The 26,993-nt window shown below is 33.9% G+C and carries 18 protein-coding genes; 10 read left to right on the forward strand and 8 right to left on the reverse strand.

Going from position 1 to position 26,993, the window contains the following annotated elements:
- Positions 1-46: 46 nt before the first annotated feature.
- Positions 47-733, forward strand: a complete 687-nt coding sequence (locus tag ACNQGG_RS07450) for a zinc metallopeptidase (RefSeq protein ID WP_417962656.1) — start codon at positions 47-49, stop codon at positions 731-733.
- 89 nt (positions 734-822) lie between these two features.
- Here ACNQGG_RS07450 and ACNQGG_RS07455 read toward each other — a convergent pair whose 3' ends face one another.
- The 3 genes from ACNQGG_RS07455 to ACNQGG_RS07465 all read right to left on the reverse strand — a co-directional run bounded on the left by ACNQGG_RS07455 (position 823) and on the right by ACNQGG_RS07465 (position 2,971).
- Positions 823-1,293 (reverse strand): Lrp/AsnC ligand binding domain-containing protein, encoded by a 471-nt coding sequence (locus ACNQGG_RS07455; RefSeq protein WP_143387568.1) that lies wholly within the window; start codon positions 1,291-1,293, stop codon positions 823-825.
- Between the two features lie 243 nt (positions 1,294-1,536).
- Positions 1,537-2,286: a uroporphyrinogen-III synthase gene (locus tag ACNQGG_RS07460; protein ID WP_417962658.1), complete on the reverse strand. Its 750-nt coding sequence runs from the start codon at positions 2,284-2,286 to the stop codon at positions 1,537-1,539.
- Positions 2,287-2,299: 13 nt separating this feature from the next.
- Entirely contained in the window at positions 2,300-2,971 is a 672-nt protein-coding gene (locus ACNQGG_RS07465; RefSeq protein WP_417962660.1) for a DUF4271 domain-containing protein, read from the reverse strand.
- Positions 2,972-3,076: 105 nt separating this feature from the next.
- Between ACNQGG_RS07465 and ACNQGG_RS07470 the strand changes: the two genes are divergently transcribed.
- The 3 genes from ACNQGG_RS07470 to ACNQGG_RS07480 are packed head-to-tail and all read left to right on the forward strand — an operon-like array spanning position 3,077 to position 5,617.
- Positions 3,077-3,802 carry a polyprenol monophosphomannose synthase gene (locus ACNQGG_RS07470; RefSeq protein ID WP_417962662.1) on the forward strand — a complete coding sequence of 242 codons (726 nt, stop codon included), beginning with the start codon at positions 3,077-3,079 and terminating at the stop codon, positions 3,800-3,802.
- A gap of 12 nt (positions 3,803-3,814) precedes the next feature.
- Positions 3,815-5,155: a dihydroorotase gene (locus ACNQGG_RS07475; RefSeq protein WP_417962664.1), complete on the forward strand. Its 1,341-nt coding sequence runs from the start codon at positions 3,815-3,817 to the stop codon at positions 5,153-5,155.
- 9 nt (positions 5,156-5,164) lie between these two features.
- The gene (locus ACNQGG_RS07480; RefSeq protein ID WP_417962666.1) at positions 5,165-5,617 is read left to right on the forward strand and encodes a DUF4296 domain-containing protein; all 453 of its coding nucleotides are present in this window, start codon (positions 5,165-5,167) and stop codon (positions 5,615-5,617) included.
- Here ACNQGG_RS07480 and ACNQGG_RS07485 read toward each other — a convergent pair whose 3' ends face one another.
- Positions 5,618-6,619 carry an NAD-dependent epimerase/dehydratase family protein gene (locus ACNQGG_RS07485; protein WP_417962668.1) on the reverse strand — a complete coding sequence of 334 codons (1,002 nt, stop codon included), beginning with the start codon at positions 6,617-6,619 and terminating at the stop codon, positions 5,618-5,620. It abuts the gene before it with no gap.
- 89 nt (positions 6,620-6,708) lie between these two features.
- Between ACNQGG_RS07485 and tyrS the strand changes: the two genes are divergently transcribed.
- The 6 genes from tyrS (at position 6,709) to ACNQGG_RS07515 (ending at position 21,206) form a co-directional block, all read left to right on the forward strand.
- Complete coding sequence (gene tyrS, locus ACNQGG_RS07490) at positions 6,709-8,001, forward strand: tyrosine--tRNA ligase (RefSeq protein WP_417962670.1); 1,293 nt, start codon at positions 6,709-6,711, stop codon at positions 7,999-8,001.
- A gap of 331 nt (positions 8,002-8,332) precedes the next feature.
- Positions 8,333-12,412 carry a hybrid sensor histidine kinase/response regulator transcription factor gene (locus ACNQGG_RS07495; RefSeq protein WP_417962672.1) on the forward strand — a complete coding sequence of 1,360 codons (4,080 nt, stop codon included), beginning with the start codon at positions 8,333-8,335 and terminating at the stop codon, positions 12,410-12,412.
- A gap of 545 nt (positions 12,413-12,957) precedes the next feature.
- Positions 12,958-16,092: a SusC/RagA family TonB-linked outer membrane protein gene (locus tag ACNQGG_RS07500; RefSeq protein WP_417962675.1), complete on the forward strand. Its 3,135-nt coding sequence runs from the start codon at positions 12,958-12,960 to the stop codon at positions 16,090-16,092.
- A gap of 18 nt (positions 16,093-16,110) precedes the next feature.
- The gene (locus ACNQGG_RS07505; protein WP_417962677.1) at positions 16,111-17,565 is read left to right on the forward strand and encodes a RagB/SusD family nutrient uptake outer membrane protein; all 1,455 of its coding nucleotides are present in this window, start codon (positions 16,111-16,113) and stop codon (positions 17,563-17,565) included.
- Positions 17,566-17,759: 194 nt separating this feature from the next.
- Positions 17,760-18,842: a glycoside hydrolase family 53 protein gene (locus tag ACNQGG_RS07510; RefSeq protein WP_417962679.1), complete on the forward strand. Its 1,083-nt coding sequence runs from the start codon at positions 17,760-17,762 to the stop codon at positions 18,840-18,842.
- A gap of 18 nt (positions 18,843-18,860) precedes the next feature.
- Positions 18,861-21,206 (forward strand): glycoside hydrolase family 2 protein, encoded by a 2,346-nt coding sequence (locus ACNQGG_RS07515; protein WP_417962681.1) that lies wholly within the window; start codon positions 18,861-18,863, stop codon positions 21,204-21,206.
- Positions 21,207-21,239: 33 nt separating this feature from the next.
- On the opposite strand, the gene ACNQGG_RS07520 is transcribed toward ACNQGG_RS07515, so the two are convergent.
- From ACNQGG_RS07520 to ACNQGG_RS07535, 4 genes are all read right to left on the reverse strand, one after another.
- Positions 21,240-22,220: a LuxE/PaaK family acyltransferase gene (locus ACNQGG_RS07520; protein ID WP_417962683.1), complete on the reverse strand. Its 981-nt coding sequence runs from the start codon at positions 22,218-22,220 to the stop codon at positions 21,240-21,242.
- Positions 22,221-22,377: 157 nt separating this feature from the next.
- Positions 22,378-22,716, reverse strand: a complete 339-nt coding sequence (locus ACNQGG_RS07525) for a T9SS type A sorting domain-containing protein (protein WP_416856159.1) — start codon at positions 22,714-22,716, stop codon at positions 22,378-22,380.
- A 108-nt stretch (positions 22,717-22,824) separates the two neighbouring features.
- Positions 22,825-24,027, reverse strand: coding sequence for a hypothetical protein (locus tag ACNQGG_RS07530; protein ID WP_417962685.1), 1,203 nt, complete (start codon positions 24,025-24,027; stop codon positions 22,825-22,827).
- A 138-nt stretch (positions 24,028-24,165) separates the two neighbouring features.
- Positions 24,166-26,943 carry a TonB-dependent receptor gene (locus tag ACNQGG_RS07535; protein WP_417962687.1) on the reverse strand — a complete coding sequence of 926 codons (2,778 nt, stop codon included), beginning with the start codon at positions 26,941-26,943 and terminating at the stop codon, positions 24,166-24,168.
- Positions 26,944-26,993: the final 50 nt, after the last annotated feature.

Raw genomic sequence — 26,993 nt, forward strand, 5'->3', positions numbered from 1 at the left:
TGATGATTCTTTTATAACTTAAATAATACAATTAAAAAACAAAAATATGGGAATGAGTTATTTGATTCTTGCTGGAGCAATTATGCTATTTAGCTGGTTAGTTAGTTCAAGACTGAAAAGCAAATTTGAACATTATTCTAAATTACAATTACAAAACGGAATGTCCGGCGCTGAAATTGCCGAGAAAATGCTTGCCGATAACGGAATTCGGGATGTGCGAGTAATCTCGGTTGCAGGGCAATTAACGGATCATTATAATCCTTTGGACAAAACAGTGAATTTAAGCGAGGCGGTTTATAATCAACGAAATGCTGCTGCTGCTGCTGTGGCGGCGCACGAATGTGGTCATGCGGTACAACATGCCGTAGGATACCGATGGTTGACCATGCGATCTCAATTGGTTCCAATTGTCAACGTAGCTTCAACGTATATGCAATGGATTCTACTGGCTGGTATTTTGATGATTAAAACTTTTCCTCAATTACTATTGGTAGGAATCGTGATTTTTGCAGCAACAACTTTGTTCTCTATTATTACTTTACCAGTAGAATATGACGCGAGTAATCGTGCATTAGCTTGGTTAGAAAATAAAAGAATGCTGACACAGCAAGAGCAAGCGGGTGCGAAAGATTCTCTAAAATGGGCAGCCAGAACGTACGTGGTTGCTGCTTTAGGTTCTATTGCAACCTTGTTGTATTATATTTCGATATATATGGGCGGAAGAAGAAATTAATTTTTCGTTTAAAAAATATAAATCCGTCTTGTTTAAAAAACGAGACGGATTTTTTTACAAAATAATCAAATTGACGATTAACCAAAAAACTACAATTGAATCTGTCGGTCAATTTGTTGGTCTAATGATATAAAGGTTTCCGTTCTGGAAACGCCTTCGATAGCCTGGATTTTTGTGTTGAGTAAATGCATTAAATGTTCGTTGTCCCGACAAATAATTTTGATTAGAATAGACCAGTTTCCTGTGGTGTAATGGCATTCCAGTACTTCGGGAATTTTCTTTAAATCCCTTACGGCTTCTGGATTTCGGGCAGCTTTGTCCAAATAAATTCCAACAAAGGCCATTGTGTTATATCCCAAAATCTTATGATTTACCGTGAACTTGGACCCAGAAATCACACCGGATTGCTCCAGTTTTCGCAATCGCTGGTGAATGGCAGCTCCTGAAATCCCTATTTTGTTTGCGATTTGAAGGATTGGTTTTCGGGCATCTTCCATCAGGTCACGTAAAATTTCTTTATCGATACCGTCTATTTCTACTATAAGGGAGTTTATTTTCATAAGTTGTTATTTTAAACTAAACTATTACATTTAGTTTGAATTGAAAATCAAATTTAAGGAAAAAACGATTAATGTTAATAAAAACATAAGATTACTATGCTTTTTTTAGGCTCAAATGAACTTCTATTTCTTATATGGTTTGTATTTATCAACATATAAGAAATAATGGGATTGTCAATTTTGTTGCATAAAAAAAGCCATTCGGATTGCGAATGGCTTTTGATTGTATCTAAAAGTAATTTTCTATTTTCCTTTATTTGCTTCAGCTATATATTTTTCTAAAGCCATAGTCATTGAAGGTGTTCCAGGAGTTGGAGCCATAATATCTATTCGTAATCCATGATCCAAAGCTTCTTTTTGAGTTGTACTTCCAAAAACTGCAATTCTGGTATTGTTTTGTTCAAAATCAGGAAAGTTCTTAAACAATGACTTGATACCTGTTGGGCTAAAGAAAGCCAAAACATCATAATATACATCTGCTAAATCAGATAAATCACTCATTACTGTTTTGTAAAAAATAGCTGGAGTCCAGTCCACTTTCAATGCATTAAGCGTTATTGGCGCATCTGCATTTAATTGGTCTGAAGCAGGTAATAAGAATTTTTCGTCTTTGTATTTTTTTATCAGTGGAGATAAATCAGCAAAATCTTTAGGACCTACGTAAATTTTACGTTTTCTATACACTACATATTTTTGCAGGTAAAAAGCAATTGCTTCAGACTGGCAAAAATATTTTAATCCTTCAGGAACTTTAAAACGCATTTCGTCAGCAACTCTGAAGAAATGATCAACAGCATTCTTGCTTGTCAAAATAATTGCCGTATAATGATTAAGATCGATTTTTTGAAGTCTAATCTCTTTTGCATTAACGCCTTCTACATGAATAAAAGGTCTGAAATCAATTTTAACTTTATGCTTTTGTTGAAGCTCAAAGTAAGGGGAATTTTCCACTTTAGGTTCGGGTTGTGACACCAAAATTGTTTTCACTTTCATATTTTAACATTTTCTACGCGCTCCCTTTTGTAAGCCAATAATACATAAAATAATAAGGGGCTATTTCAAGAGCGCAAAGATATAAAATAAAATAAAACAACTTACCGAATATTAAATTTTGATAGTTTTTTATTGAAATAATATATGTTAGTATACTTGTTATCAATACTATAGCGATAATAAATAATGGAATATTTCTTGAGATTGTATCGTAATAGAACAGAATAATATTGATTGGAAGTATAAATAATCCAATATAGGTTCTGTAAGTAACTTTTTGGAGGTTAAATTGTTCTACAAATTCCTCCATATTGAATGCGGTACCAATAATTTTTTCTATCAGATATTTTGATAAAATAAAAAAGATAAGGAAGGTGATTATTTGAATATAAAGGATCCAATCTGTTTTTGTGGCATATCCAAACTGACTTAGCGAAAGCTGAATAAAAAATGCAAATGAAATAACCTGAACAAAAAACAGAGAAACGGTAAAGCCACTTTTAAGATGACTGCTGTCTCTATATATTTTGGTATATTTATTTGAAAAAATTAAATTTGCAAAATCACCAAAACGATTTTCGAAAACGGATTTGGTAACAGCAATAATAGCAAACGACAACACAAATAAAAGTGTGGCCCAGTCTTTATTTTCTGTTATTCTTGGATGAAGTACATGTTCAATCATAGGGATACAAAATTACTAATTTTTTGCATCATTCTTTTTTATTATAAATTTATTATGAATCAAATGGCATAAAAAGTTTACTTTTGCGTTGAAATTACTCAAAATATGAACGATTGTATTGTTATAATTCCTACCTATAACGAAATTGAAAATATCGAAGGCATTCTTAGAACCGTGCTTTCACAACACAAGCCTTTTCATGTTCTTATTATTGATGATAATTCGCCAGATGGAACTGCGGATCGAGTAGTTATGCTTCAGTCTGAGTATAAAGACAGACTGTTTTTAGAAAAAAGAGCCAAGAAATCGGGGTTAGGAACCGCTTATGTACATGGTTTTAAATGGGCTTTGGAAAGGAACTATAAGTTTATTTTCGAAATGGATGCTGATTTTTCGCACAACCCAAATGATTTAGAAAAATTGTACAATGCCTGTCATCTGGGAGATGCCGATTTAGCAATTGGGTCCCGATATGTAACGGGTGTGAATGTGGTAAACTGGCCATTAAGCCGTGTTTTACTATCGTATTTTGCCTCTGTTTATGTCCGATTTATTACAGGAATGGAAATCCATGATGCGACAGCGGGGTTCGTATGTTACAAAAGAGAGGTACTTGAAAGTATCAATTTAAATAAAATAAAATTTGTGGGTTATGCATTTCAAATTGAAATGAAATACAGAACCTATTGTAAAAAATTCCAAATTGTTGAGGTCCCTATTATTTTTACGGACAGAACAAAAGGACAATCCAAAATGAGTAATTTAATTATTAAAGAAGCTATTTTTGGAGTTATTTCACTTAGATTAAAAAAATTAGTCAACACATTATAAGCAGAAGATACGATGAACAGGATTTTAATTAAGAATGCCAAAATAGTAAATGAAGGAACGATTTTTGTAGGCGATGTACTAATTGAAGATGACTTAATTGTTGAAATTGCAGAAAGCATAAGTGCTAAATCTTCTCAATGTAAAATCATCGATGCCGAGGGGAATTACCTGATTCCGGGTGCTATAGATGACCAAGTTCATTTTAGAGAGCCGGGCCTTACGTATAAAGGCGATATAGAATCTGAATCTAAAGCTGCAGTTGCAGGAGGAATTACTTCTTACATAGAACAACCCAATACGGTACCCAACGCGGTAACCCAAGAAATTTTAGAAGAAAAATATAAAATTGCTGCAGAGAAATCCTATGCGAATTATTCTTTTATGATGGGTGCTACAAATGATAATTTAGAAGAAGTTCTAAAGACAAATCCAAAGAATGTTGCGGGAATAAAAATATTTTTAGGTTCATCAACCGGAAATATGTTGGTGGATAACGAAGCTACTCTAGAAAAAATATTTTCCAGTACGCCGATGCTTATTGCAGTTCATTGCGAAGATGAAACCACTATCAAAAATAATTTAGAAAAATACAAAGAAGAATTTGGAGAAGATGTTCCGGTAACGGTGCATCACCTTATTCGAAGTGAAGAAGCCTGTTATATTTCCTCTTCAAAAGCAATTGCTTTGGCTAAAAAAACGGGTGCCCGTTTGCATATATTTCATCTTTCGACTGCTAAAGAAATGGATTTGTTTACCAATAAAATCCCATTGGAAGACAAGAAAATCACTGCCGAAGTTTGTGTTCATCATTTATGGTTTACCAATGATGATTATGCAACCAAGGGCAATTTAATCAAGTGGAATCCGGCAGTAAAAACAGCCAATGACCGTAAAGCACTTTGGGAAGCATTGCTTGATGATCGAATTGATGTTATTGCCACTGATCACGCACCACATACACTGGAAGAAAAGAAACTACCGTATCTAAAAGCCCCTTCTGGTGGGCCGTTAGTGCAACATGCAGTTGTAGCTATGTTTGAAGCGCATCATCAAGGTAAAATCAGTATTGAAAAAATTGTTGAAAAAATGTGCCATAATCCGGCTAAAATTTTCAAAATTGAAAAGCGTGGTTTTATAAAAGAAGGCTATTATGCGGATTTGGTTATTATAAATTCAGGTTTGCCATGGAGTGTGAAAAAAGAAAATATTCTTGCCAAATGTGGATGGTCACCATTTGAAGGATTTACTTTTAAATCCAGAATAACACATACTTTTGTAAACGGACAATTAGTGTATACAGCTTTCAAAGTAAAAGAAATTCGTGCTGGAAAACGATTGTTATTTGACAGATAAAAAGCAAAGATGAAGAAAATAATATCACTTTTAGCGATTACTTCCATACTCATAAGCTGTAAGGATGATGTGGTAAAAGAACCAAATCGTCTTATAGAGAAAGAAGTTATGGTTAATATTATGTATGATTTATCGCTTTTGGAAGCTATTAAATACCAAAATCCAGCCTCTTTGGATACTTTTAAAATAAATCCGAAAAAATATATTTATAAAAAGTATAAAATTGACAGTGTGCAATTTATTAAAAGTAATGCCTATTATGCTTCTGAATATGAGGAATATGTGAATATGGTTGATCAGGTAAATACAAGGTTGGTTAAAAATAAAGAAGTTGTAGCTGCTTTAATTAAAGCGGAAGCCAAAAAGAATAAGAATAAGAAGAAAAAGCCTGTTGTAAAACCAGTTTCGCCAACAACCAAGCTGATAGATTCATTAGAAATCCACCAAAGGAAAAGGCTTTAGCTACAATATCGAAATTGCTTTAATGTATTGATGAATATCTAAAAACTCAGTATTCAAAGCATTTTTGATTTTTTCATTGGAATACTCATTTTTAGAATAAGATGCTTTAGCTGTAGCACTTGTTAATCGTCTTTTTTGCATAAAAATAGCCGATGCTATCCAATCCATTTTGCAACAAATTTTCATAAATAATGGTTTTGCATGAATGGTTGGTCTTTTTGTGAGAAGGGAATCAGCAATGCTATTTAAGATATCCCGAAAAACAATATTTTTTGCAATCAATGTAAATCGTTCATTATAAATTTCACTTTCCATTAATTGAGTTGCAATGCGTACAACATCAGGTACAGCAACAAATCCCGTACTTCCTAAAGTGTAAAATGACAATCCTTTTTTAACTTTTGCAAAAAGTTGCCCACTTCCTTGTTCCCAAAAACCAGGGCCAATAATAACGCCAGGATTTAAAATGATCACTTGTAGTCCCTCTTGCTGGCCACGCCAAATTTCCATTTCGGCACCATATTTAGAAATTGCATAATCATTGTGTGATTTTTCTGGATTCCATTCGGTTTCCTCGGTAACCACTTTTTCGTGGGAAGCTAAATCGCCAAGGGCGGCAGTTGAACTGATAAAGCACAGTTTTTTTATAGTATTGGCAATGCAAAAATTGACAATATTTGCCGTTCCTTCAATATTGATTTTCCGAATTAAATCTTCATCTTTTGGGTCAAATGAAATCATAGCGGCGCAATGATAAACAGAATCGATTCCCTCGAAAGCTTTTTCTAAAGCAGGAATGTCAATGATATCAGCTTGAATCCATTCGATAGTATCAAACAAATCCAATTTTCGGTAGAGACTAAACAGGTTTTTGGTCTTTTCGATGCTTTTTGCATCGCGATAAATAGCACGCACTTTTTCACCCCCGATACTTCCGGATTCAATTAAATGAAGTAATAAATGTGCACCTACTAAACCGGTTCCTCCAGTGACTAATATCATTTGGTAAAGATAATAGATTGTTCGATTTTATAGAGATAGATTTTCAAATTATGCAATTAAAACTATCTTTGTGCAAATTGATTAAAAAGATGAAGAATTTTATTGAAGAAGTGACTTGGAGAGGAATGCTCCACGATGTTATGCCCGGTACAGAAGAACATTTGATGGAACAAATGCGTGTGGCGTATGTGGGAATTGACCCAACTGCCGATTCATTGCATATTGGACATTTAGTAGGGGTGATGTTATTGAAACATTTTCAATTGTCTGGACACAAACCATTAGCATTAGTGGGTGGTGCAACAGGAATGATAGGCGATCCGTCAGGAAAATCTAATGAAAGAAATTTACTTGACGAAGCGACTTTGCGTCACAATCAAGAAGCTATAAAAGGGCAATTGGCTCGTTTTTTAGATTTCACTTCGGATGCGGCTAATGCGGCAGAACTAGTGAATAATTACGACTGGATGAAGAATTTTTCATTTCTTGATTTCATTCGGGATATTGGAAAGCACATTACAGTAAATTATATGATGTCGAAAGATTCAGTTAAGAAACGTTTGTCTTCTGAAGCTGCCGAAGGAATGTCATTTACGGAGTTTACGTACCAATTGGTTCAAGGATATGACTTTTTACATTTGTACAAAAATAAAAATTGTACACTACAAATGGGAGGAAGCGACCAGTGGGGAAATATTACCACCGGAACGGAATTAGTGCGTAGAATAGCACAGGGAAAAGCTTATGCGTTGACTTGTCCGTTGATTACAAAAGCGGATGGAACAAAATTTGGAAAATCAGAAGGTGGAAATATTTGGTTGGATTCGGCTCGAACTTCTCCTTATAAATTTTACCAATATTGGTTGAATACCTCAGATATTGATGCCGAGAAATACATTAAAATTTTCACGTTCTTATCGAAAGAGGAAATCGAGGTACTAACCGAAAAACATAGAGAAGCACCACATTTACGATTGTTGCAAAAACGTTTAGCAGAAGAAACTACAGTAATGGTGCATTCTGCGGAAGATTTAGAAAATGCCATAAAAGCTTCAAATATCTTGTTTGGGAATTCTACTTCAGATGATTTGAAACAATTGGATGAAGCGACTTTCTTAGATGTTTTTGAAGGTGTTCCTCAAGCAGAAATTACCAGAAACGAAATAGAAACTGGAATTGATATTGTTGCTGTTTTGAATGAAAAAACAGGTTTTATGAAATCTAATGGAGAAGCAAGACGTGCTTTGACTGCAAATTCTATTTCAGTAAATAAGGAAAAAGTTACCGAAGAGTTTGTGCTTTCTGCCAAAGATTTAATCAACAATCAATTTGTATTGTTGCAAAGTGGAAAGAAAAATTATTTTGTATTGAGGATTGTTTAATCAAAACATTGATTATCGGATTAAACAAATTAACAATTGAACTTTATAAAATCATCAAATTATAACCTAGACTATCAAAATGTCCCAGTATCTCGAAAGAGTTGTTGGGATTTTTTTTGACTAAAAAAGCTGCGATTTTATTTAGATAAATTGTATTTTTGACATTTTATCTAAAATAGTAGGGTTGAAATTCATTATTGACAGAATAAGACGGACATAGGATTCAAATGTGTATATTTGTTAATTAGAACAAACTTCTCAGAAAGTATATTCTTCTAAATAATACATTTCAATAATTTATTTCTAGGGATTTCTTAAATTAAATTTGACATTGAAAACTAAACTACAACACTCTTTTTTTACCTTATTTTCCCTTTTAGTATCTGCTGTTTTTACTCCTTGTTTTGGTCAGTCGCAAGTTCTATTTAATAAAATAAATCAAACGAATGGACTGTCTAATGACAGAGTCAGAAGTATTGTAAAGGAAAAAAATGGCTTTGTTTGGATAGGTACTGAAAATGGCTTGAATCGGTATGACGGTAATAAAATAAAAACATACAATAAACAAAATAGTGTTTTAAGTGCCAATGATATCTCCGATTTGCTGATAGATCATAAAGGGAAAATTTGGATTGCCACATTGGGAGGCGGTTTGAATTTATACAATCCTTCGAATGATAAATTTGTTACCTATAAAAACAGTTCCAGCGATAATAACGCTATTCCTTCCAATGAATTGAATACCCTTTTTGAAGATTCAAAAGGAACAATCTGGATAGGAACAAAAAATGGACTTTCCTTTTTTAATACAACAGAACAAACATTTAAAACGTATAAGTTTCAGGCCAACAATAAAAAATCAATAAGTCATAATGACGTTAGAAGCATTTATGAAGATGGTAATAAAAATCTTTGGATAGGGACTTTTGGAGGCGGTTTAAATAAATTTGAGCCTAAAACGGGTGAGTTTATACGTATCAATTCTTCAAGCAATACCTCACCGGATTACATTCATTCTATAAGTAGTTTGAATAAGAATGAAATTCTAATAGGTACGAGCGGAAAAGGATTGCTGACATTAAATGTAAATAGTTTAAGCTTTCAAAAAAAAACATACGGAATAGATAAACCAATTACTATCGTACGGTGCATAAAAAGGGATCGAAATGGGGCGTTATGGATTGGAACAGATGGTAACGGGGTTTTTAAAATAACAAATATCAATAGTGTTAAGCCAATTGTCGCTAACTATACCAATGACTCCCAATTAGACTCCTCAATTTCCAGTAATGCCATATACGATCTCATGGAAGATGATAGTGCCAACATTTGGTTAGGGACAGCCTGGAATGGTGTTGATGTGTTAAGTTTTAATACAGACTATGTTTTTTTGCCCAGCACAGCTAAGGGCGAAGCTCCTATCTCCGTATTGTCTGTCTATAAAAATAAGGATGCTTTCTTTATGGGATTAGACGGAAAAGGACTGACCGTTTTACAAGAAGGGACAAAAGCAGTAAAGCAGTATAATAGCGAGCGAAAGAATTCGATAGGAGATAATTATATTCAGTATATAAAGGAAGCCCGTGATGGGAATCTTTGGATTGGAACCTTTGTAAATGGTCTGGTTTATTTTAATTATAAAACGGGTGCTTCAACACAATTCAAACAAGATATAGCTAACCCAAAATCCTTAAGTTATAATGATGTCCGTTACATTGTTGAAGATGAAAAAAATAATATTTGGGTTGCTACTTGGGGAGGTGGACTGAATTATTTTGATGTAATCACCAAAGAATTTAAAAGTTATAAAAAGAATCCGGGAGATCCATTTTCTATAAGTAGTGACAATGTAATAGCGCTCCAAAAAGACGGTGATTTGATGTGGTTGGCTACTTTTGGTGGTGGGGTCGATCTTTTGGATACCAAAACCAAGCGTTTTAAAGTTTATAAAAGTATAGGGGACAATCAAAACTCCATTAGCAGTGATTATGTTTATAGTATTTTAAAAGATACCAAAGGGAATTTATGGATTGGAACCGCTGGGGAAGGAATTAATCTTTTGGATAAAAAGACCAAAAAAATTAATCGTTTCGAAAAATTTAAAAATGTCCGTTATCAGACTGTAACGGCCATTATTGAAGACAACAGGGGATTAATCTGGTTTAGTACCAAACAAGGGATTTTTAATTATGATTATAAAACAAAAAACTTTAACAGCTTTTCAAATCTTAAAGGGGATTATCATATCAATTCCTGTTTTAAAGATGAAAAAGGGATGTTGTATTTTGGTTGTTCCAAAGGGGTCGTTCAATTTAATCCCGAAACAATCAAAGCCCGAAACATAACCCCTAAAGTAAAATTTACAAGTTTTAAACTTTTCAACAAAGAAGTTGCAATGGGGGAAGATGAAATATTAAAAAACGATATTGCTTTTTCTAAAAATGTAACTTTAGAATATGACCAGGATGTTATTACTTTTGAGTTTGCGGCAATGCTGTTCCCATCCTCTGCCAATTGTGAGTACCAGATAAAAATGGACAATTTTGATAAAAATTGGCGATCGATAGGTAAAGACGGTACGGCAACGTATACCAATCTTTCACCGGGTGAATATGTTTTTAAAGTGCGAAGCAGAGAATTAGGAGATAATTGGGCAGATGAATATAGTGCTGTAGGGATTACAATATTAAAACCTTTTTGGTTAGAATGGTGGGCTTTTTTGATTTATGCTTTTTTGATTATCCTAATCTTATATGTTTTTATAAAATATATTATTTCATGGGAAAAAATGAAAGCGGATTTAAGATTCGAGAAATTCACACATGAAAAAGATATCGAACTTTATAATTTGAAACAAGATTTTTTCACGAATATCTCTCATGAAATAAGAACTCCGGTAACGCTTATTTTGAGTTCTATAAATAAATTATTAAAAACCAATGACCTTTCTCAGGCTCATCAACAAAATCCTTTTGGTACTATTAAAAAAAATGGAGAATATTTACTGAACCTAGTCAATGAACTTCTGGATTTTAGAAAGTTGGAGCATCAACAAATCAGTCTGAAGGTGGTGCAAGAGGATTGGGTCAAATTTAGCAAGGAGGTTTACCTGTCGTTTAAAGAATTTGCCCTTCAAAAGGACATCAAATTTGAGTTTGAATCCTCAAGCGAGATAATCGAATTGTGGTTTGATAAAAACCAGATGGAAAAAGTACTCTATAACTTATTCTCTAATGCATTAAAATTTACAAACACAGGAGGCTCCATAAAGCTGTCTATCACAGAAACGGATAAAAAAGTACAACTAGAATTGGTAGATGAAGGAATCGGAATTTCAAAGAAACATCTTTCGAAAATTTTTAATCGTTTCTATCAGGCCAATGCTTCCAACACTATCAATGGAGCCGGTTTTGGGTTGGGCTTAACGATTTCAAATGAAATTATAAAGCTGCATCATGGAGAAATAGCCGTTAAAAGTAAAAAAGGTTCCGGCAGTACCTTTATAATCACATTGAAAAAAGGGAATTCTTATTTTAATGAGGATGAAATCGGGGGGAATGACACCAATGATGAACTTATCGAGAATTATTTTACCGTCAAAAAAACTATAACACAAATAACAGAACAGGCCCTTGATGCAGTTGGCGTTTCTGTAACCAAAGAACAAACCTTACTTATTGTAGAAGATAATCCAGATATATGTAATTATATTGTCGAACTTTTTTCGGATGAGTTTACTGTTTTACAAGCCTCCAATGGTAAAGAAGGATTGGAAATTGCCTTAGAGAAAATGCCCGATCTTATTGTGAGTGATGTCATGATGCCTGTCATGGATGGAATTGAATTGACCCATAATTTGAAATCAAATGTTAGCACCAGTCATATTCCGGTTGTACTTTTAACCGCCAGAGCTTCTTTCATACATAAAATGGCAGGTTTTGAAACAGGTGCGGATGATTATATTACAAAACCCTTTAATGAGTCGCTCCTTCGGGCCAGAATTAAAAATATTTTAAAAAATAGGGCACGATTACATGAAATATTCCGTTCAGAGGATTTTATTTCTATTGGGGACTTAACCAAAAACAAATCGGATCTTGAATTTCTTCAAAATTTAGGTAAGTTAATTGAGGAAAATATAGATTGTAATGATTTTTCTGTAAACGTAGTGGTTAAACATTTGGGCATGAGCCATTCCGTAATTTATAAAAAACTTAAAGTATTAACAGGTATGTCACTTGTAGAATATATTCGAGAATATAAATTAAAGAAGGCAAAACAATTGCTCTTAAAAAAAGGAAATACAGTAGCTGAGGTTTCCTATTTGGTAGGATATTCGGATCGTAAATATTTTAGCAAGCTCTTCAAAGAACGCTTTGGCAAAAATCCTTCCTCTTATTTAAACGATTAATAAATTATAGCGGTCTAGGATTATTTAGATTATAATATAATTTACTTTTTAATTCCAATAGAAATTCGGTGTCAATTGGAACCTAAAATTCACCAACTATTTTTTGCATATTATCAGGTTACTATAATTCCAGATTATAGTGTCAATTTTCATTTCATAAAGAAAATTGACACTAATTCTTTCCTAGTTTAATACTTCAAACTTACTTGGTAAAGACTAAAATGGAAGTTTTTGTAAAGTTGCATTTCTAATTTGTTTTAGTTTTAAGACAGGTCTATTTTTTCGAAGAAAAAAAACAAAAATAATTTTAAAAACAGCTTTTTTTTATTGGATCCTTAATTTTACTGGCTTTTGATGCCAATAAAATGATTTTGTCTCCCTATAAAGATGAATTAATTCCCCTTCGATTTTTAACCCTAAAACTAAATTGCAACGTTTTAGAACCACTTGTAATTAATCCAAAACTGAATCAAACATGAAATGAAAATTTTTTAAAAAATTTAAAAAAACAACAAATTAACTAAGAACAACCAAATAAATTAATTATGAAAAAAACAGAAACAAATGGGTTTTTATTATTAAACTTCTCTAAACAGAATTTTAGAATAAAAATTTTAACATTCGTGCTATTAACTTCTGTGTTCAGTATGCATGCTAAAATAGTTGAAAAGGATGGTAAAGGAGTACATCTAAAAAATGCTCCGTTACAAGAAAAATGGAAGGTGTCAGGAACTATTTTAGACAGTAAAGGAATGTCATTGCCTGGAGCCAATATAGTTGAAAAAGGCAAAAAGAATGGAAGTCAATCTGATTTTGACGGTAATTTTTCTATAACTGTAGAGGATCAAAATGCGATTTTAATAGTTTCTTATTTAGGATACATTAATAAAGAAATCGCGGTTAATGGGCAAAAATTCCTTTCGATAGTATTAAAAGAAGATGCTTCAAGTCTTAATGAAGTCGTGGTAGTAGGATATGGTACTCAAAAAAAGAGCGATATCACAGGATCAGTAGCTTCAGTGCAAGCAAAAGATTTACAGGCATTGCCTATCTCTAGAGTAGATCAAGCTTTGCAAGGTCGTATTTCAGGAGTAACGGTTCAAAACAATGATGCATCACCAAATTCATCAACATCTATTCGAATTAGAGGTGCAAATTCAATCAATGGAGGAAATAATCCTCTTGTAATCATTGATGGTTTTCAGGGCGGAGATCTTTCTTCCGTGCATCCCAATGACATTAAATCTGTTGAAGTTTTAAAAGATGCTTCAGCAACGGCAATTTACGGTTCAAGAGGAGCTAATGGAGTAATTCTTATTACAACTAACACCGGTAAAAAAGAAAAAGCAACCGTTAGTTATAGTACTTATATGAGTTCACATCAGGTTAGAAATAAAATTGACCTAATGAATCCATTAGATTATGCGAACACTGTAAACGCTAACCGAGCAGAATTTAGTTTATTCCCTGTATTTTCTAGTTCAGATATTTCAGGTTTTGCTTCGGGGAAAGGAACGGACTGGCAAGATCAAATATTTAGAAATGCCATTTCAAAAAATCACAACATTTCTGTTAGTGGAGGTAGTGATGCTTTAACCTATTTTGTTTCAGGAGATCTCTTGGATAATCAAGGGATCATAAAAGGGTCGTCTTATCAACGGTATTCTTTAAGAAGTAACTTAAATGCAGATATTACCAAAAAATTAAAATTAAAAACGAATCTGTTTTTGGCAAAAGAAACAGATCATCCAACGGCCTTAAACTCTTTTAATCCGGGAAATGGAGGAAGTCCTGTGTTCTCTTCACTAATTTTTTCACCTACCAAATCGGTGTATGATGACAACGGAAAGTATACTCAGCCAGGTGGTGGAGCAGGCCCTCCAACAAATTTCAATCCATTGGCCCTTGCAGTAGAACCAATAAGAGACAATTTTGTTAATACAACAAGTGTCAATATTGGTCTTGATTATGAAATTATTGATGGTTTGAAATTTAGCGTTAGTGGAGGATATAGATTGTTAGATAGAGAAAACAATGAGTATTTGAATTCTAAACCAACCAATGGCGGAGATATTGAAAGTGCAGGGATTTTAAACAATAGATTTTTAACCCTACAAAATACCAATTTGGTAAATTACACCAAACAATTTAACGATCATAATTTGAATTTGACAGCAGCATTCGAACAGCAATCAGAGGAATTTAATGAAAATTGGTCCGGTTCTAGAAGTTTTTTAACAGATGGGGTGTCATATAATAATTTAGGGCTAGGTTCTAATCCTCAAGTGCCTTATTCAACAAGAAATGAAAGAACTTTAAAATCCTATTTAAGTAGAATTAATTACGGGTACAAAAGTAAATATTTAGTGACATTAACTGCAAGAGCCGATGGTTCGTCAGTTTTTGGAGCAGATAAAAAATGGGGTTATTTTCCTTCTGCCGCTTTAGCTTGGAATGTAACCAATGAAGATTTTTTAAAGGATAATAAAGTGATCACCAACTTGAAGTTAAGAGCAACTTATGGAATTACGGGTAATCAAGCGATTTCTCCTTATCAATCATTCGCCAGTTTAAATACAGGCGCTTCTTATCCAATTAATGGAGTGAATTTATCTACTGGAGTTTCTTTAGGAGGCTTAGCTAATCCAAATTTGAAATGGGAGGAAACCACACAATCTAATGTTGGGGTTGATTTGAAACTTTTTAATGGAAGAGTTGATGTTGTTGCTGATTATTACAAGAAAAGCACAAAGGATTTGTTGCTAAATGTACCCTTGCCTCAAGCAGGTGGAGGTAATGGAAATGTACTAAGAAATGTAGGTGAAGTAGAAAACAAAGGAATAGAATTGTATCTGAGCATTAAACCAGTTGTTACTGATAATTTCACATGGGAATCAGCATTTACTTTTGCAAAAAACAAAAATAAAGTAGTGGCTCTAAATGAAGGTCTTACAGAAATCCCTCTTGGAGGCGCAGGACTGCCTGGATTTGACAATACCATTTTTCTGGAAGTAGGACAGCCAATAGGTTTGTTTAGAGGAATTAAATATGCGGGAGTTTGGAAAACAGCTGAAGCTACACAAGCTGCTTTATATGGAGCTTTTCCCGGTGCGCCAAAATTTGTAGATCAAAACAGCGACAATATTATTGACGATAGTGATATTGTAAACATAGGAAATGCACAACCTGATTTTACCTACGGATGGAATAACTCTTTTACGTATAAAAACTTTGATTTGAATGTTTTTATGCAAGGGGTGGAAGGAAATGATATTTACAATCTTTCCAGAGTTAGAACTGATATTACTACATCCGATTCTGATGCCACCAGCACAGCAATATTAAATCGCTGGAGTACACAAAATGAAAATACCGATGTGCCTTCTTTTACAGGAAGTAAACAATTCCCAAGACAACAAACAAGCAGATGGATTGAAGACGGTTCTTATTTACGTATCAAAAACATTTCACTTGGGTATTATTTACCTAAACAGTTAATCAATAAATTAAAAATAAGTTCTTTTAAGATTTACGCTACGGGAACTAATTTGTTTACTATTACTAACTATTCAGGATTTGATCCTGAAGCTAGTACTAGTGTGGACACTAGAGGAGGAATAGATTTAGCCACGTACCCAACTCAAAAAATATTGACATTGGGCTTGAACGTAAAATTATAACAATAAAAAATTAGTCACATGAAAAAGATAATAAAAATAACGATACTGTCTATAGCTTCATTTAGCATGTTTACGGCTTGTGTCGACCTTGAAGAAAAGCCATCCAGTTTACTTTCCCCTGAAACTTTTTTTAGTAGTGAAAAAGATTTTGAGTCAGCAGTTATTGGGGTGTACCAACCGCTTTTCGGGGCTTATTCAGGATTCGATTTTGGAGATCCCCTTTGTGGAGGAGCCGGAGCAGAGGATATTGGGGCAAGTGCTCCCAGATGGCAGCAATATGATAATTTTACCGAAACTACGTCCAATGATGTGAACAACAAATTGTGGGCTATGTTTTATAAGTCCATAACAAATGCCAACAGTATTATTGGTAATGCAAGAAAAGCTTCTGGAATAGCACAGGCAAAAATAAATGAATTTGAAGGTCAAGCCCGATTCTTGAGAGCTTTCAATTATTTTCATCTTACCCAATATTTTGGAGAAGTGCCGCTGATTACTTTCGAAAATCAAGGAAAAGCAGATAAAGTAGGACAATCTCCTGTAGCAGCTATTTATGCGCTTATTATTGAAGATCTTAAATTTGCCGAAGAAAGTCTGCCTGTTTCATTCCCGGATAAAGGTAGAGCGACCAAAGGAGCTGCAAAAACCCTTTTGGCAGAAGTATATTTAACTATGGCCTGTTGGCCAATTGAGGATCAAAGCATGTATGCGTTGGCCAAAGCTAAAGCAAAGGAAGTTATGGATATGGGAGTGTATAGTTTAGAACCTGATTTTGCGGATTTATGGAAGGTGTCTAAAAAATTCACTAATAAAGAATCTATTTTTGCATTCTACGGGATATCAAGTGGTGGATGGATGCCAGCCAGTCACTTGCATATCGCCACGAGACCATCTGTTGAATGGGGATGGGGCGACTTTCACTCGGAAGCCAGATTTTATAACGCTTTCCCAAATGGGTATAGAAAAAATATCTCGTTTCATACGCAATTTACGGATGGTTCTACTTGGTTAGATAATAATCCAAAACAGCCATTCATCGGGAAGTATAGAGATGGCGGAGATGGAGTTGGAAACGATGGAGAAGCTGCAGTCATGATGTACCGTTATGCCGAAGTTTTACTGACCTATGCCGAAGCGGCTAATATGTCTGAAAACGGACCTTCAGCAGATGCACTAAAAGCGATCAATATGGTTAGAAGAAGAGCCAATCATTTGGATCCCAATGTGCCGAATGTAGGTGTTGATTTACCTTCAGGAATGAGTAAAACCAATTTTGATAAAGCTGTCATTGCTGAAAGAGCATGGGAATTGGCTTTTGAAAATAAGAGATGGTTTGATTTAGTCAGAAAGAAAATGGTAGTGGAAGTGAATGTCGCTTTATATCCAAATGTTTCTGAAAAAAACAAATGGCTTCCAAAACCGGCTTTACAAGTTCAGCTAACGGAAGGGCTTAAGCAAAATGAGGGGTATTAATTCTTTAATTTAAATTTCATTTTTTTGGTTAATAGTGGGATTCCTGCAAAGTAAGCTTTGCAGGTTTTTAATATAACCGACATGATTTCTCGGATTTTAATATTTCAAAAAGTAGTATGCCTTTTTTAAATTAGGTTTTTTATGATTTTAATAATAAAAATAGTAGCTGTAATGTAGGCTTTTAATAAATAGATATGAAAAAAATACTTGTACGATTAAGATTGACTTTCATAGCATTAATGACATTGGCAACTTCTTCATGTAGTAATGCGCAAAATTCAGAAATAACTCCTATGGCGCCAACAGTCCCAACAATACCAACGAATCCGGCAACTTTTGCCTTTTCAAAAGGAGCCGATGTAGGATGGCTACCCCAAATGGAAGCTACAGGGTATAAATTTTATGATACAGACGGTACAAAGAAAGACTGTTTGCAATTGCTAAAAGACAGAGGAATCAACACGATTCGTCTTCGGGTTTGGGTAAATCCTTCCAATGACAAAGCAAGTGGACATTGTAGTCCTGCAGAAACAGTGGTTATGGCTGTTCGTGCTCAAAAATTAGGAATGCGCATCATGATCGATTTTCATTATAGTGACACTTGGGCCGACCCTGGAAAACAAACAAAACCCGCGGCTTGGGCAAACCATTCTTTTACGGAATTATTAAATGATGTTTATAATCATACGTATGAAGTTTTGAATTCTCTAAAAGCGGCTGGAGTAACTCCTGAATGGGTACAAGTGGGGAATGAAATTCCTGACGGCATGTTATGGCCAGAAGGGAAATCGGCTAATTTCGTTCAACTCGCACAACTTTTGAATAAAGGCTATGATGCCACAAAAGCAATCAATCCAGCTATTAAAGTTATTGTTCATCTTGATCAAGGAAATGATAATAGAAGATTCAGATGGTTTTTTGATAATGCTAAGGCAAATAATGTGAAATACGATGTAATAGGCCTTTCTTATTATCCGTATTGGTTAAAAAGTGATTATAAAGCTACTATTGCTGATTTAGCCAATAATCTCAATGATATGGTTTCCAGATACAATAAAGAAGTTATGGTTGTTGAGGTTGGAGGGGATTATACCTTAGCCCAAAATACCAAGGATATGTTAGTTGCCGTAATTAATGCGGTAAAAAATATACCCAATAATAAAGGGCTTGGCGTAATTTATTGGGAACCAGAAGGAGAGAAAAGTTGGAGTGGCTATCAATTAAATGCATGGCAATCTGATGGGAAACCATCACCGGCCTTAGATGCTTTTAAATAAATATAATTATTGAAACTTATGAAAATAATCACTAATAAAATTATTTTTTCACTGATAATTCTTTTGATTTTTTCTGTTGAAAAAACCAATGCTCAATCGAGAACAAAAGTCAATTTTGGTTCGGATTGGGAGTTTAGAAGAGAAGAAAATAACAATTCTAATTGGGAGAAAGTTACGATTCCGCACACTGCAAAAATAGAACCTTTGGTAGTTAATAACCAGTTTCAGGGTACGTCTTGGTATCAAAAAAAGTTTAAAGTTGGAGATTTCAAGAACAAGAAAGTTTTTCTCTATTTTGAAGGGGTAATGCAAGAAGCGGATGTTTGGATCAACGACCAAAAAGTAACCAATCATAAAGGAGGATATTTGCCTTTTACAGTCGATGCAACTCCTTTTTTGAATACAAATAAAGAGAACCTCATCAAAGTAAAAGTGAACAATGAGGATAATCCTGAGTTTTTGCCTGGAAAGCCATTGAAGGATTTGGATTTTAATTATTACGGCGGAATCTATAGAAATGTATATTTGGTTAAAACCAATAAATTATACATTACCAATGCCGTTCATGCCAATAAAAAATCAAGCGGTGGTATTTATGTGAATTTTGAAAAAATCAATAAAGACCAAGCTGACGGATGCATTCAAGTGCATTTGAAAAATGAATTTTCGGGTAATAAAAAGGCTTTATTAAAATTTATTCTTACAGATAATGAAGGAGAGAAATTTGAATTTCTATCGAAAGCTTTTTCTGTTAAAGCCAATTCGGATAATGTGATTACCCAAAACATTACCGTAAGCAACCCAAAATTGTGGTCGATTTCAAAACCGAATTTATACCATTTGGAAGTTCAGTTATTTTCAAATAATAAAATCATTGACAGTTATTCGGAAAAGGTGGGTATTCGAAAATCAGAACTGAAAGAGGATGGTTATTATCTGAATGATGAAAAATTATACATCACAGGAACAAATGAACATCAGGAATATCCGTATGTAGGCTATGCGATTTCGGATGAAGCTCAGTATCGCGACGCGGTGAAAATTAAAAATACAGGTTTTGACTTCGTAAGATTATCTCATTATCCGCATGCTGAAGCTTTTTTGAATGCTTGTGATGAATTAGGGATCTTGGTGATGAACAGTTTAACGGGCTGGCAGTTTTTTGGAAATGAAACCTTCCAAAAAAATGCAATCAAAGATATTCGGGATATGGCCAGAAGAGATCGGAATCATCCGAGTATTATTTTTTGGGAAGCCTCTCTGAATGAAACGCAAATGAGTGAAAATTTCATGAAAGAAGCATCCAAGGCCTTAAAAGAAGAATTGCCTTCCCCTCATAATTATAGTGCTAGTTGGATTGACAACGCTAATTACGATTTGTTTATTCCTGCACGTCAACACGCAAAAGCACCTGATTACTGGACAAAATACAGCAAAGGAAACAGAAAAATATTTATAGCTGAATATGGTGATTGGGAATATTATGCGCAGAATGCCGGATTCAATCAAAAGGAATTTTCAAATTTGAAAGAAGATGAAAGAACTTCGCGTCAGTTACGTAGCAATGGAGAAAAACGACTGTTACAGCAAGCCTATAATTTTCAGGAAGCAGCAAATTCGAATAGAAAAGGAGTACAGACAATTGGAGAAGCAAACTGGGTGATGTTTGATTACAATCGCGGATACAGTAATGATCTGGAGAGCTCCGGAATAAGCGATATTTTCAGAATTCCAAAATTTGCTTATTCTTTTTACCAAAGCCAGCGTAATGCCGATGTGGTTTTAGATTCAAAATTGGTTTCAGGACCGATGGTGCAAATTGCTAATTATTGGACAGGAAATTCTCCTTTGGATGTGACTGTGTATAGTAATTGTGATGAGGTGGCCTTGTATTTAAACGATGCTTTGGTGTCTAAGGAAAAGCCATTTGTAAACGGTAATAGTGATGCTTTACAACATCCTCCCTTTATTTTTAAACTGGATAAATTTGTTCCCGGAACCTTGCGTGCCGAAGGATTTATCAAAGGAGAAAAAGTGGTTTCAAATGTTGTGAAAACTCCTGAAAGCGCTATGAAAATCGAATTGAGTTATGATGTTTCGTCAAAAGCAATCAATGCGAATTCGCCTGATGTGGTTTTTGTATATGCTAAAATCACCGATGCGAATGGAACTGTTATCCCAACAGCAACAAACGAAGTTACTTTTGCTTTAAGCGGAGAAAATGCAGCACTAATTGGAGAAAATCCGGTAAAGGCCGAAGCAGGAATTGCGACGATTATCCTTAAAACTAAGAATTTAAACAGTCCGATAATGATAAAGGTTTCGGGAGCAAATTTAGAATCAGCTACTCTAAAAATTAATTAAGGCAGGAAATAGTATGAGTTATTGTGATAAACTTTAAAGAACCATCAAGTTACAACCACGAATATCAGAATTATCAAAACGTCCCAATACCTCGAAAGAGTTGTTGGGATTTTTTTTGCCTAAATCCTGCGTGGCGATAAAAGAACAGGAATTGATATTAGCCAAATCGATTACGTTAATTCCACCCGTTTTTCCGTTTTGAATGTAGGTCAAAGCATCTTCGGTATCGCGAATGAGGATTTGCATCCACGAAGGGCATTCAAATACGCCATTTCCTAAAGAATAGGCTTGTGAAAGCAATTCGGTCATCCCATATTCAGAATGAATCGCTGGAACGCCAAATCCTTTACACAATTGTTCGTGTAATTCCTCCCGAATCATTTCTTTTCGTTTGCCTTTCATACCACCTGTTTCCATGATTATGGTGTTTTGCAGTTGGAATTGGTATTTCTCAATTAAGTCTAACAAAGCATAAGTGACGCCAATTAAAATGACATTTTGTCCTGCCTGATCTAAAGCAATTAATTTCGCTATAAGTTCGTCATGATTGTGCAGATAAAAACCGCTTTCCGGATGATTGGAAAGTGCAATCAAATCTTCAACCATGTAGATCAAAGAAGAGCCTTCTCTTTCAAGATAGGAAGGGAGCAACGCCAAGACGACATAATCTTCGATGTTTCCATAAAACTGAGAAAATCCTTTTCGGTAACTTTCCTCATATATAGAAGCGTCAGTGACTAAATGCTTGCTGGTACTCATTCCGGTTGTTCCACTACTGGTAAATGTTTCTTCGATGGCATCTGTATTGGAAACTACATTATGGCTCTTGAAAAACTGAATAGGTAAAAAAGGAATTTGATGTAATGATTTCACCTTTTGTACATCGACTTTTAGAAAATTACAAAATTCCTGATATACCAAGTTGTTTTCGTATTGAAAGCGAAATACTTTTAAGGCTATTTTTTCAAATTGCTTTTGGCTTGAAATGGCAAATATATCGGTAGTTGTAATCAAGAATTTTTTTTACAAAAGTAAGTAAAAAATTGGTAGGCACTTAAGAGCTCAAAGTCTTTGCAAGCGCTTTACTTCATTTGATGAAGACCAGCAGCATTTTATTATAAAAAAAAAGCCCCAACAGAATTGGAGCTTTTGAATTTGTCAGTGATAATTATTATCGCACAATTAATTTTCTTGTAGCAGATGCATCATTTTCATTTATTTTGATGATATAAACACCTGGAGTAAGATTGGAGACATTTAGTTCTCTTGAACTAATCATTGTTTGGAGTACTTTTTTTCCTAAAACATCAAAGATAATTATTTCTTTATCTAAGTCGTTTTTTGAAGAAATGTAAACCTTACCATTGCTTACGGGATTTGGGTACAAACTCAATCCCTCTATCGAAGCAGTTTCTTGTGTTCTTGGCTGTTGCTTATTCTCTTGAGCGGAGAGGCTCATCGAAAAGAAAAAAACCAATAAGATAGTAATATAAAAGTAGTTTTTTGCCATGGTAAATATTTGTTATGTAAATATATAAAAAATATTTCAAATATTGTACCACAAAAAAAAACATCCTGAAATTCAGGATGTTTGATATAAAATATTTTAGTTCTAAACTTATTTGATTAGGCTTGCTCCGTTTACTGTTGACCAGTTTCCAGTTGTTAAACTTGCACCTGTTGCCGTCGTTGTTACACCCCAATTTGCTGCAGGAGAAAAGCTAGCTGCAGTAACTGTAAATGTTGAAGCTCCAGATATAAATATGTTATCAGAGTTATTGATAGTTACGTTTGTCAATTTTATTTTACCACCAACTACTTGATTGTTGTATGTAGTTATATCTCTAATTTGCAATACACCACCATTTTTAGCTGTAGGAGTTGTTTGATTTTTGTATCCATCAATTAGAATATTACTGTAATCACCATTACCTTCAGCTTTGAATTGTATAGCATCTAATTGGATTTCAGTTTGTGCCTCTGTTACAGTACCTGTAGCTCTTTTTAGAGTGATATTAGTTACTTTTGGAAAAAATGCGTTGTTCACACCTTTTGCTTCAATTTCCATACCGTAGTTTGCAGCACCTTCTTGGTAGGCATACCAGTTAGTACTTTCTTGACCTCTCCATCCATCTTGCCAGTCAAAAGCATCATCAGAGTTTCCGTAAGAGATTGCGTTCTTTAAACTTACAGTTCCACCGTAAAACTCAAATCCATCATCATTACCTTTGTAAGAAACTAGATTTTCTAATATAGTTCCTGATCCTACTGAATAAAAAGAGAATCCATTTTGTTCTTTATTATTTTGAGTAATTACTTGACCAGCATATTCTACTCTTACAAATTTTAATGTTCCACCGTTGTGAGCAGCATTAGAACCACCATAAGGTAAAACTAAACCATCTTCAGATGTAGCAGTTTGAGGCGCAGCAGCTGTTGCAGAGTTCACTATTGGAGCATCTCCGTACATAATAATTCCACCCCATGATCCAGCGGTTTTTGTTGTTGCTGTAAATACAATTGGCTCTGTAGCTGTACCTATTGCAATTAATTTTCCACCATTCAAAATTACGAATGCATCTTCTCCATTACTTGGATCAGCTGTTATTGTTGAACCTGCTTCAAATGTTATGATCACTCCCGAAGCAACCTTTGCGAAGCCTTTAAGGGTATAATTACCAAACGCATAGGTTTTAGATACTGTTAAATCACCTGTTATTTCTCCTGTTACTGGAGTTTTTACTGTTTCTCCTGTATCATCACTTGAACAAGAAGTAAAGATTAATGCAATAAAAGCTAGGCTTAATGCTAATTTTTTCATAATAATTTTTTTTAATTTTCTAATGTTAATTTCGTTGTGTAAAATTACTCCATATGTCTTGGAACAACCTGAGTAAATTGTTATCAAATCGTAATGAAATGGCTATTTAATTATTATCGTAATGTTAAGAATTACATGTTAAAATGTATAAGATACATTCATAGAAAAACCTGTCCCTCTTTTAAAATCTTTTACAGTTAAGTCTTGTTCAATAATTGGAATTTTATTATCCTCTCCTAATTTGATACTGTATTTTGGATTTAGAATGTTATCTATAGAAAATTTAACATCCCAGTTCTTTCCTATTTTATTGGTCCACACTAAATCTAGCTTACTAAAAGGTTGTTCATAATAGTGATCTAATCCATTAGTTCCTACTGCAAATATTCTTTTTCCGTAAACATTGTATACTAGAGACATAGTGTTGGTCCAATTCTCTGAAAATTCAAAGTCATATTTTAAATCAGCGTTAATTAACCATGGTGAAGCACCTTGCAATTGTCTGTCAGGATTAGTTTCAGCTGAATTTCTTTTGCTTATAGTAACTTTGGAATACATCAAAGAAGTATTAAAGCCCATTGATAAATTTTTTAATTTTTCAGAAATTCGATCAAGTTGGATTAAAAATTCAAATTCAGCTCCTAAAAGCACAGCTTTATCAGAGTTGTCATAGGTTATAATTTGTCCACCACTACCTGCTGACTGTGTAAATAATCTCTCGATTGGGTTTTGAATTAATTTTGAAAATGCAGAAAAAGCAATCATTTCCTTAGCCGTAGGGAATAATTCGTATTTCAAATCGAAATTATAATTATCACTATTGATAATGTTGGTATTTCCATTTTCAATAGTTCCATCTAAGTTTACGAACTCTAATGGATATGCCTCCATAATTACCGGTCTAGTAATCGTTTTTGCTGCAGCAAATCTTAAATTTGAAGTATCGTTAAATTTGTATTTCATGTTCAAAGAAGGTAGGATGTCAAGACCAGTAACAGTCTTTTTTTGAAATGGATCGTCAAAAGATCCAGGATTTCTAAATTTTGTTTCTCTACTACTTTGTTCGACTCTAACTCCTACATTTAATTCGTATGCTTCGCTTAATTTCAATGCCAAGTCTAAATAACCCGCATTTACAAATTCAAATAACTTAGCTTTATAAGTTGAGTTCGTTCCTTCACGGTATGTAAAACCACCATTTGACAAAGCTGTTGCTAAAGTGCCATCAGGAGTATTCGTATTAAATGTTGCAGCATTAGAATTTAATCTTTCAGAAACTAAAAATCTGAAACTTGATTCCATGCTATTTACATAAGAATTATATCCTACAGTAAGTCTGTGGTCGTCTTTTGATTCTGATTTACCAAACTTCCACTTGTACTCTAGCATGCCTGAAACGTGGAATTTTCCATCTACATCAAAAGTCTGTCTGTATAAACTATTTCCAGTGTAACTAATTGCGGTCGTGTTTTCATCTAACAAAACCCCTTTGTATGATTTTCTATCAGGTAATTGAAAACTCGTCTTAGTGAATGAAATACCTGCTTTAATGTTTTTTCTATTGTCTGTCGAAAGTTTATAATTCCCTAGTAATTGGGAGTTCAGAAAGTCTGTTTGTGTAAGTTGATTTAAACGTATAAATGCGTTATTATTTACTGGAGCGGCATTAGTGTAACCCAATTGGTCTTGGATCATGTTTTCGGTTGATTTTAAATAAAATGTATTAGAAGTTAAGTCTAATCGTTCTGTTTTATAATTTAAGGCAACTAAAGCAGATGAGTTTGTAATATATTTATATTGTTTATTGTACAAGTTGTTGTCGTATATTCCTTGACCAATATTGAAAAAACGATCTACTCCTTCTCTGTATTGAAATTTATTGTCAAAATTAAATGACATCAAATACTGTAAAGAATTATTATTTTTTCCAAAAATAAATTTTTCTGAATTTAAAATTCCAAAGCTTGTGTTAAGCGGTGATTTACTTTGTTCTACATCATATCCTGAACCAAATTGTTTCAACGACTCATCTGCTGTTAAAACTCGGTTGCTTGGAACGCTTCCCAATATACTTGGAAAATCTCTTTCGTTTCCTGAGAATCCAAAGAAATCTCCTGTTGAAGTAGCATCCTTGGAAGTTAAGAATTTGCGTAAATTGTTGTTAGTGGTATATCCGGCGCCAAAATTAATTTTGGTTAAATTCTTTGATCCTTTAGAAGTTGCTATGTTAAAAGTTCCTCCTGCGAAATCTCCATATAAATTGGTATTGAACGTTTTGTATGTTTCAATAACTCCAACGATGTCTGTTGGAAATAAGTCTAATGGGATTATTTTTTTAAATGGATTGTTAGATGGAACGGCCAAATCATTGATAAGTAAGTTGTTGTAGCGGTCTTCTAAGCCTCTAACAAACAGTCCTCTTCCGTCAACTTTAGTAATTCCTGTTATTTTTGTCAAACCTTCTTCAACATCGCTAACTCCTTTACGAGCCATTTCTTGAGCACCAATACTTTGTTTAATTACTACCGCTTGTTTTTGGTCTAGCAATAATGCGGTTTCTTTTTCTCTACTTACATTAGATTTGATAACTACATCTTTCAGTTTGTAGCTTCCTGAGCCAATCGCTTGATTTATGGTTGCAGTTTCATTTGCGACTATAGTTACAGGAGTTTCTATAGATTCGTAACCTACGAAACTGAATTGAATGGTGTAATTTCCGGGTGCTATTGCGATACTATATTTACCGTCAATATCAGTATTTGTTCCTATAGTGGTCCCTTTTATAAGTACGTTTGCAAAAGGCAATGATTGGTTGTTAGCATCTTTGTCAGTTAGTGTTCCGGTAACGGTACCTTTATTCTGTGAAAAAGAAAAAGTTGTAATTAATAATGCTATAAACAATATTCTAAATTTCATTTTTGTGTGTTTTATTTTTTATGCAAAGTAATGCTCGTTTTGTAAAGTAA

It is taken from the genome of Flavobacterium esculini, assembly GCF_048284325.1.
GTDB lineage: Bacteria > Bacteroidota > Bacteroidia > Flavobacteriales > Flavobacteriaceae > Flavobacterium.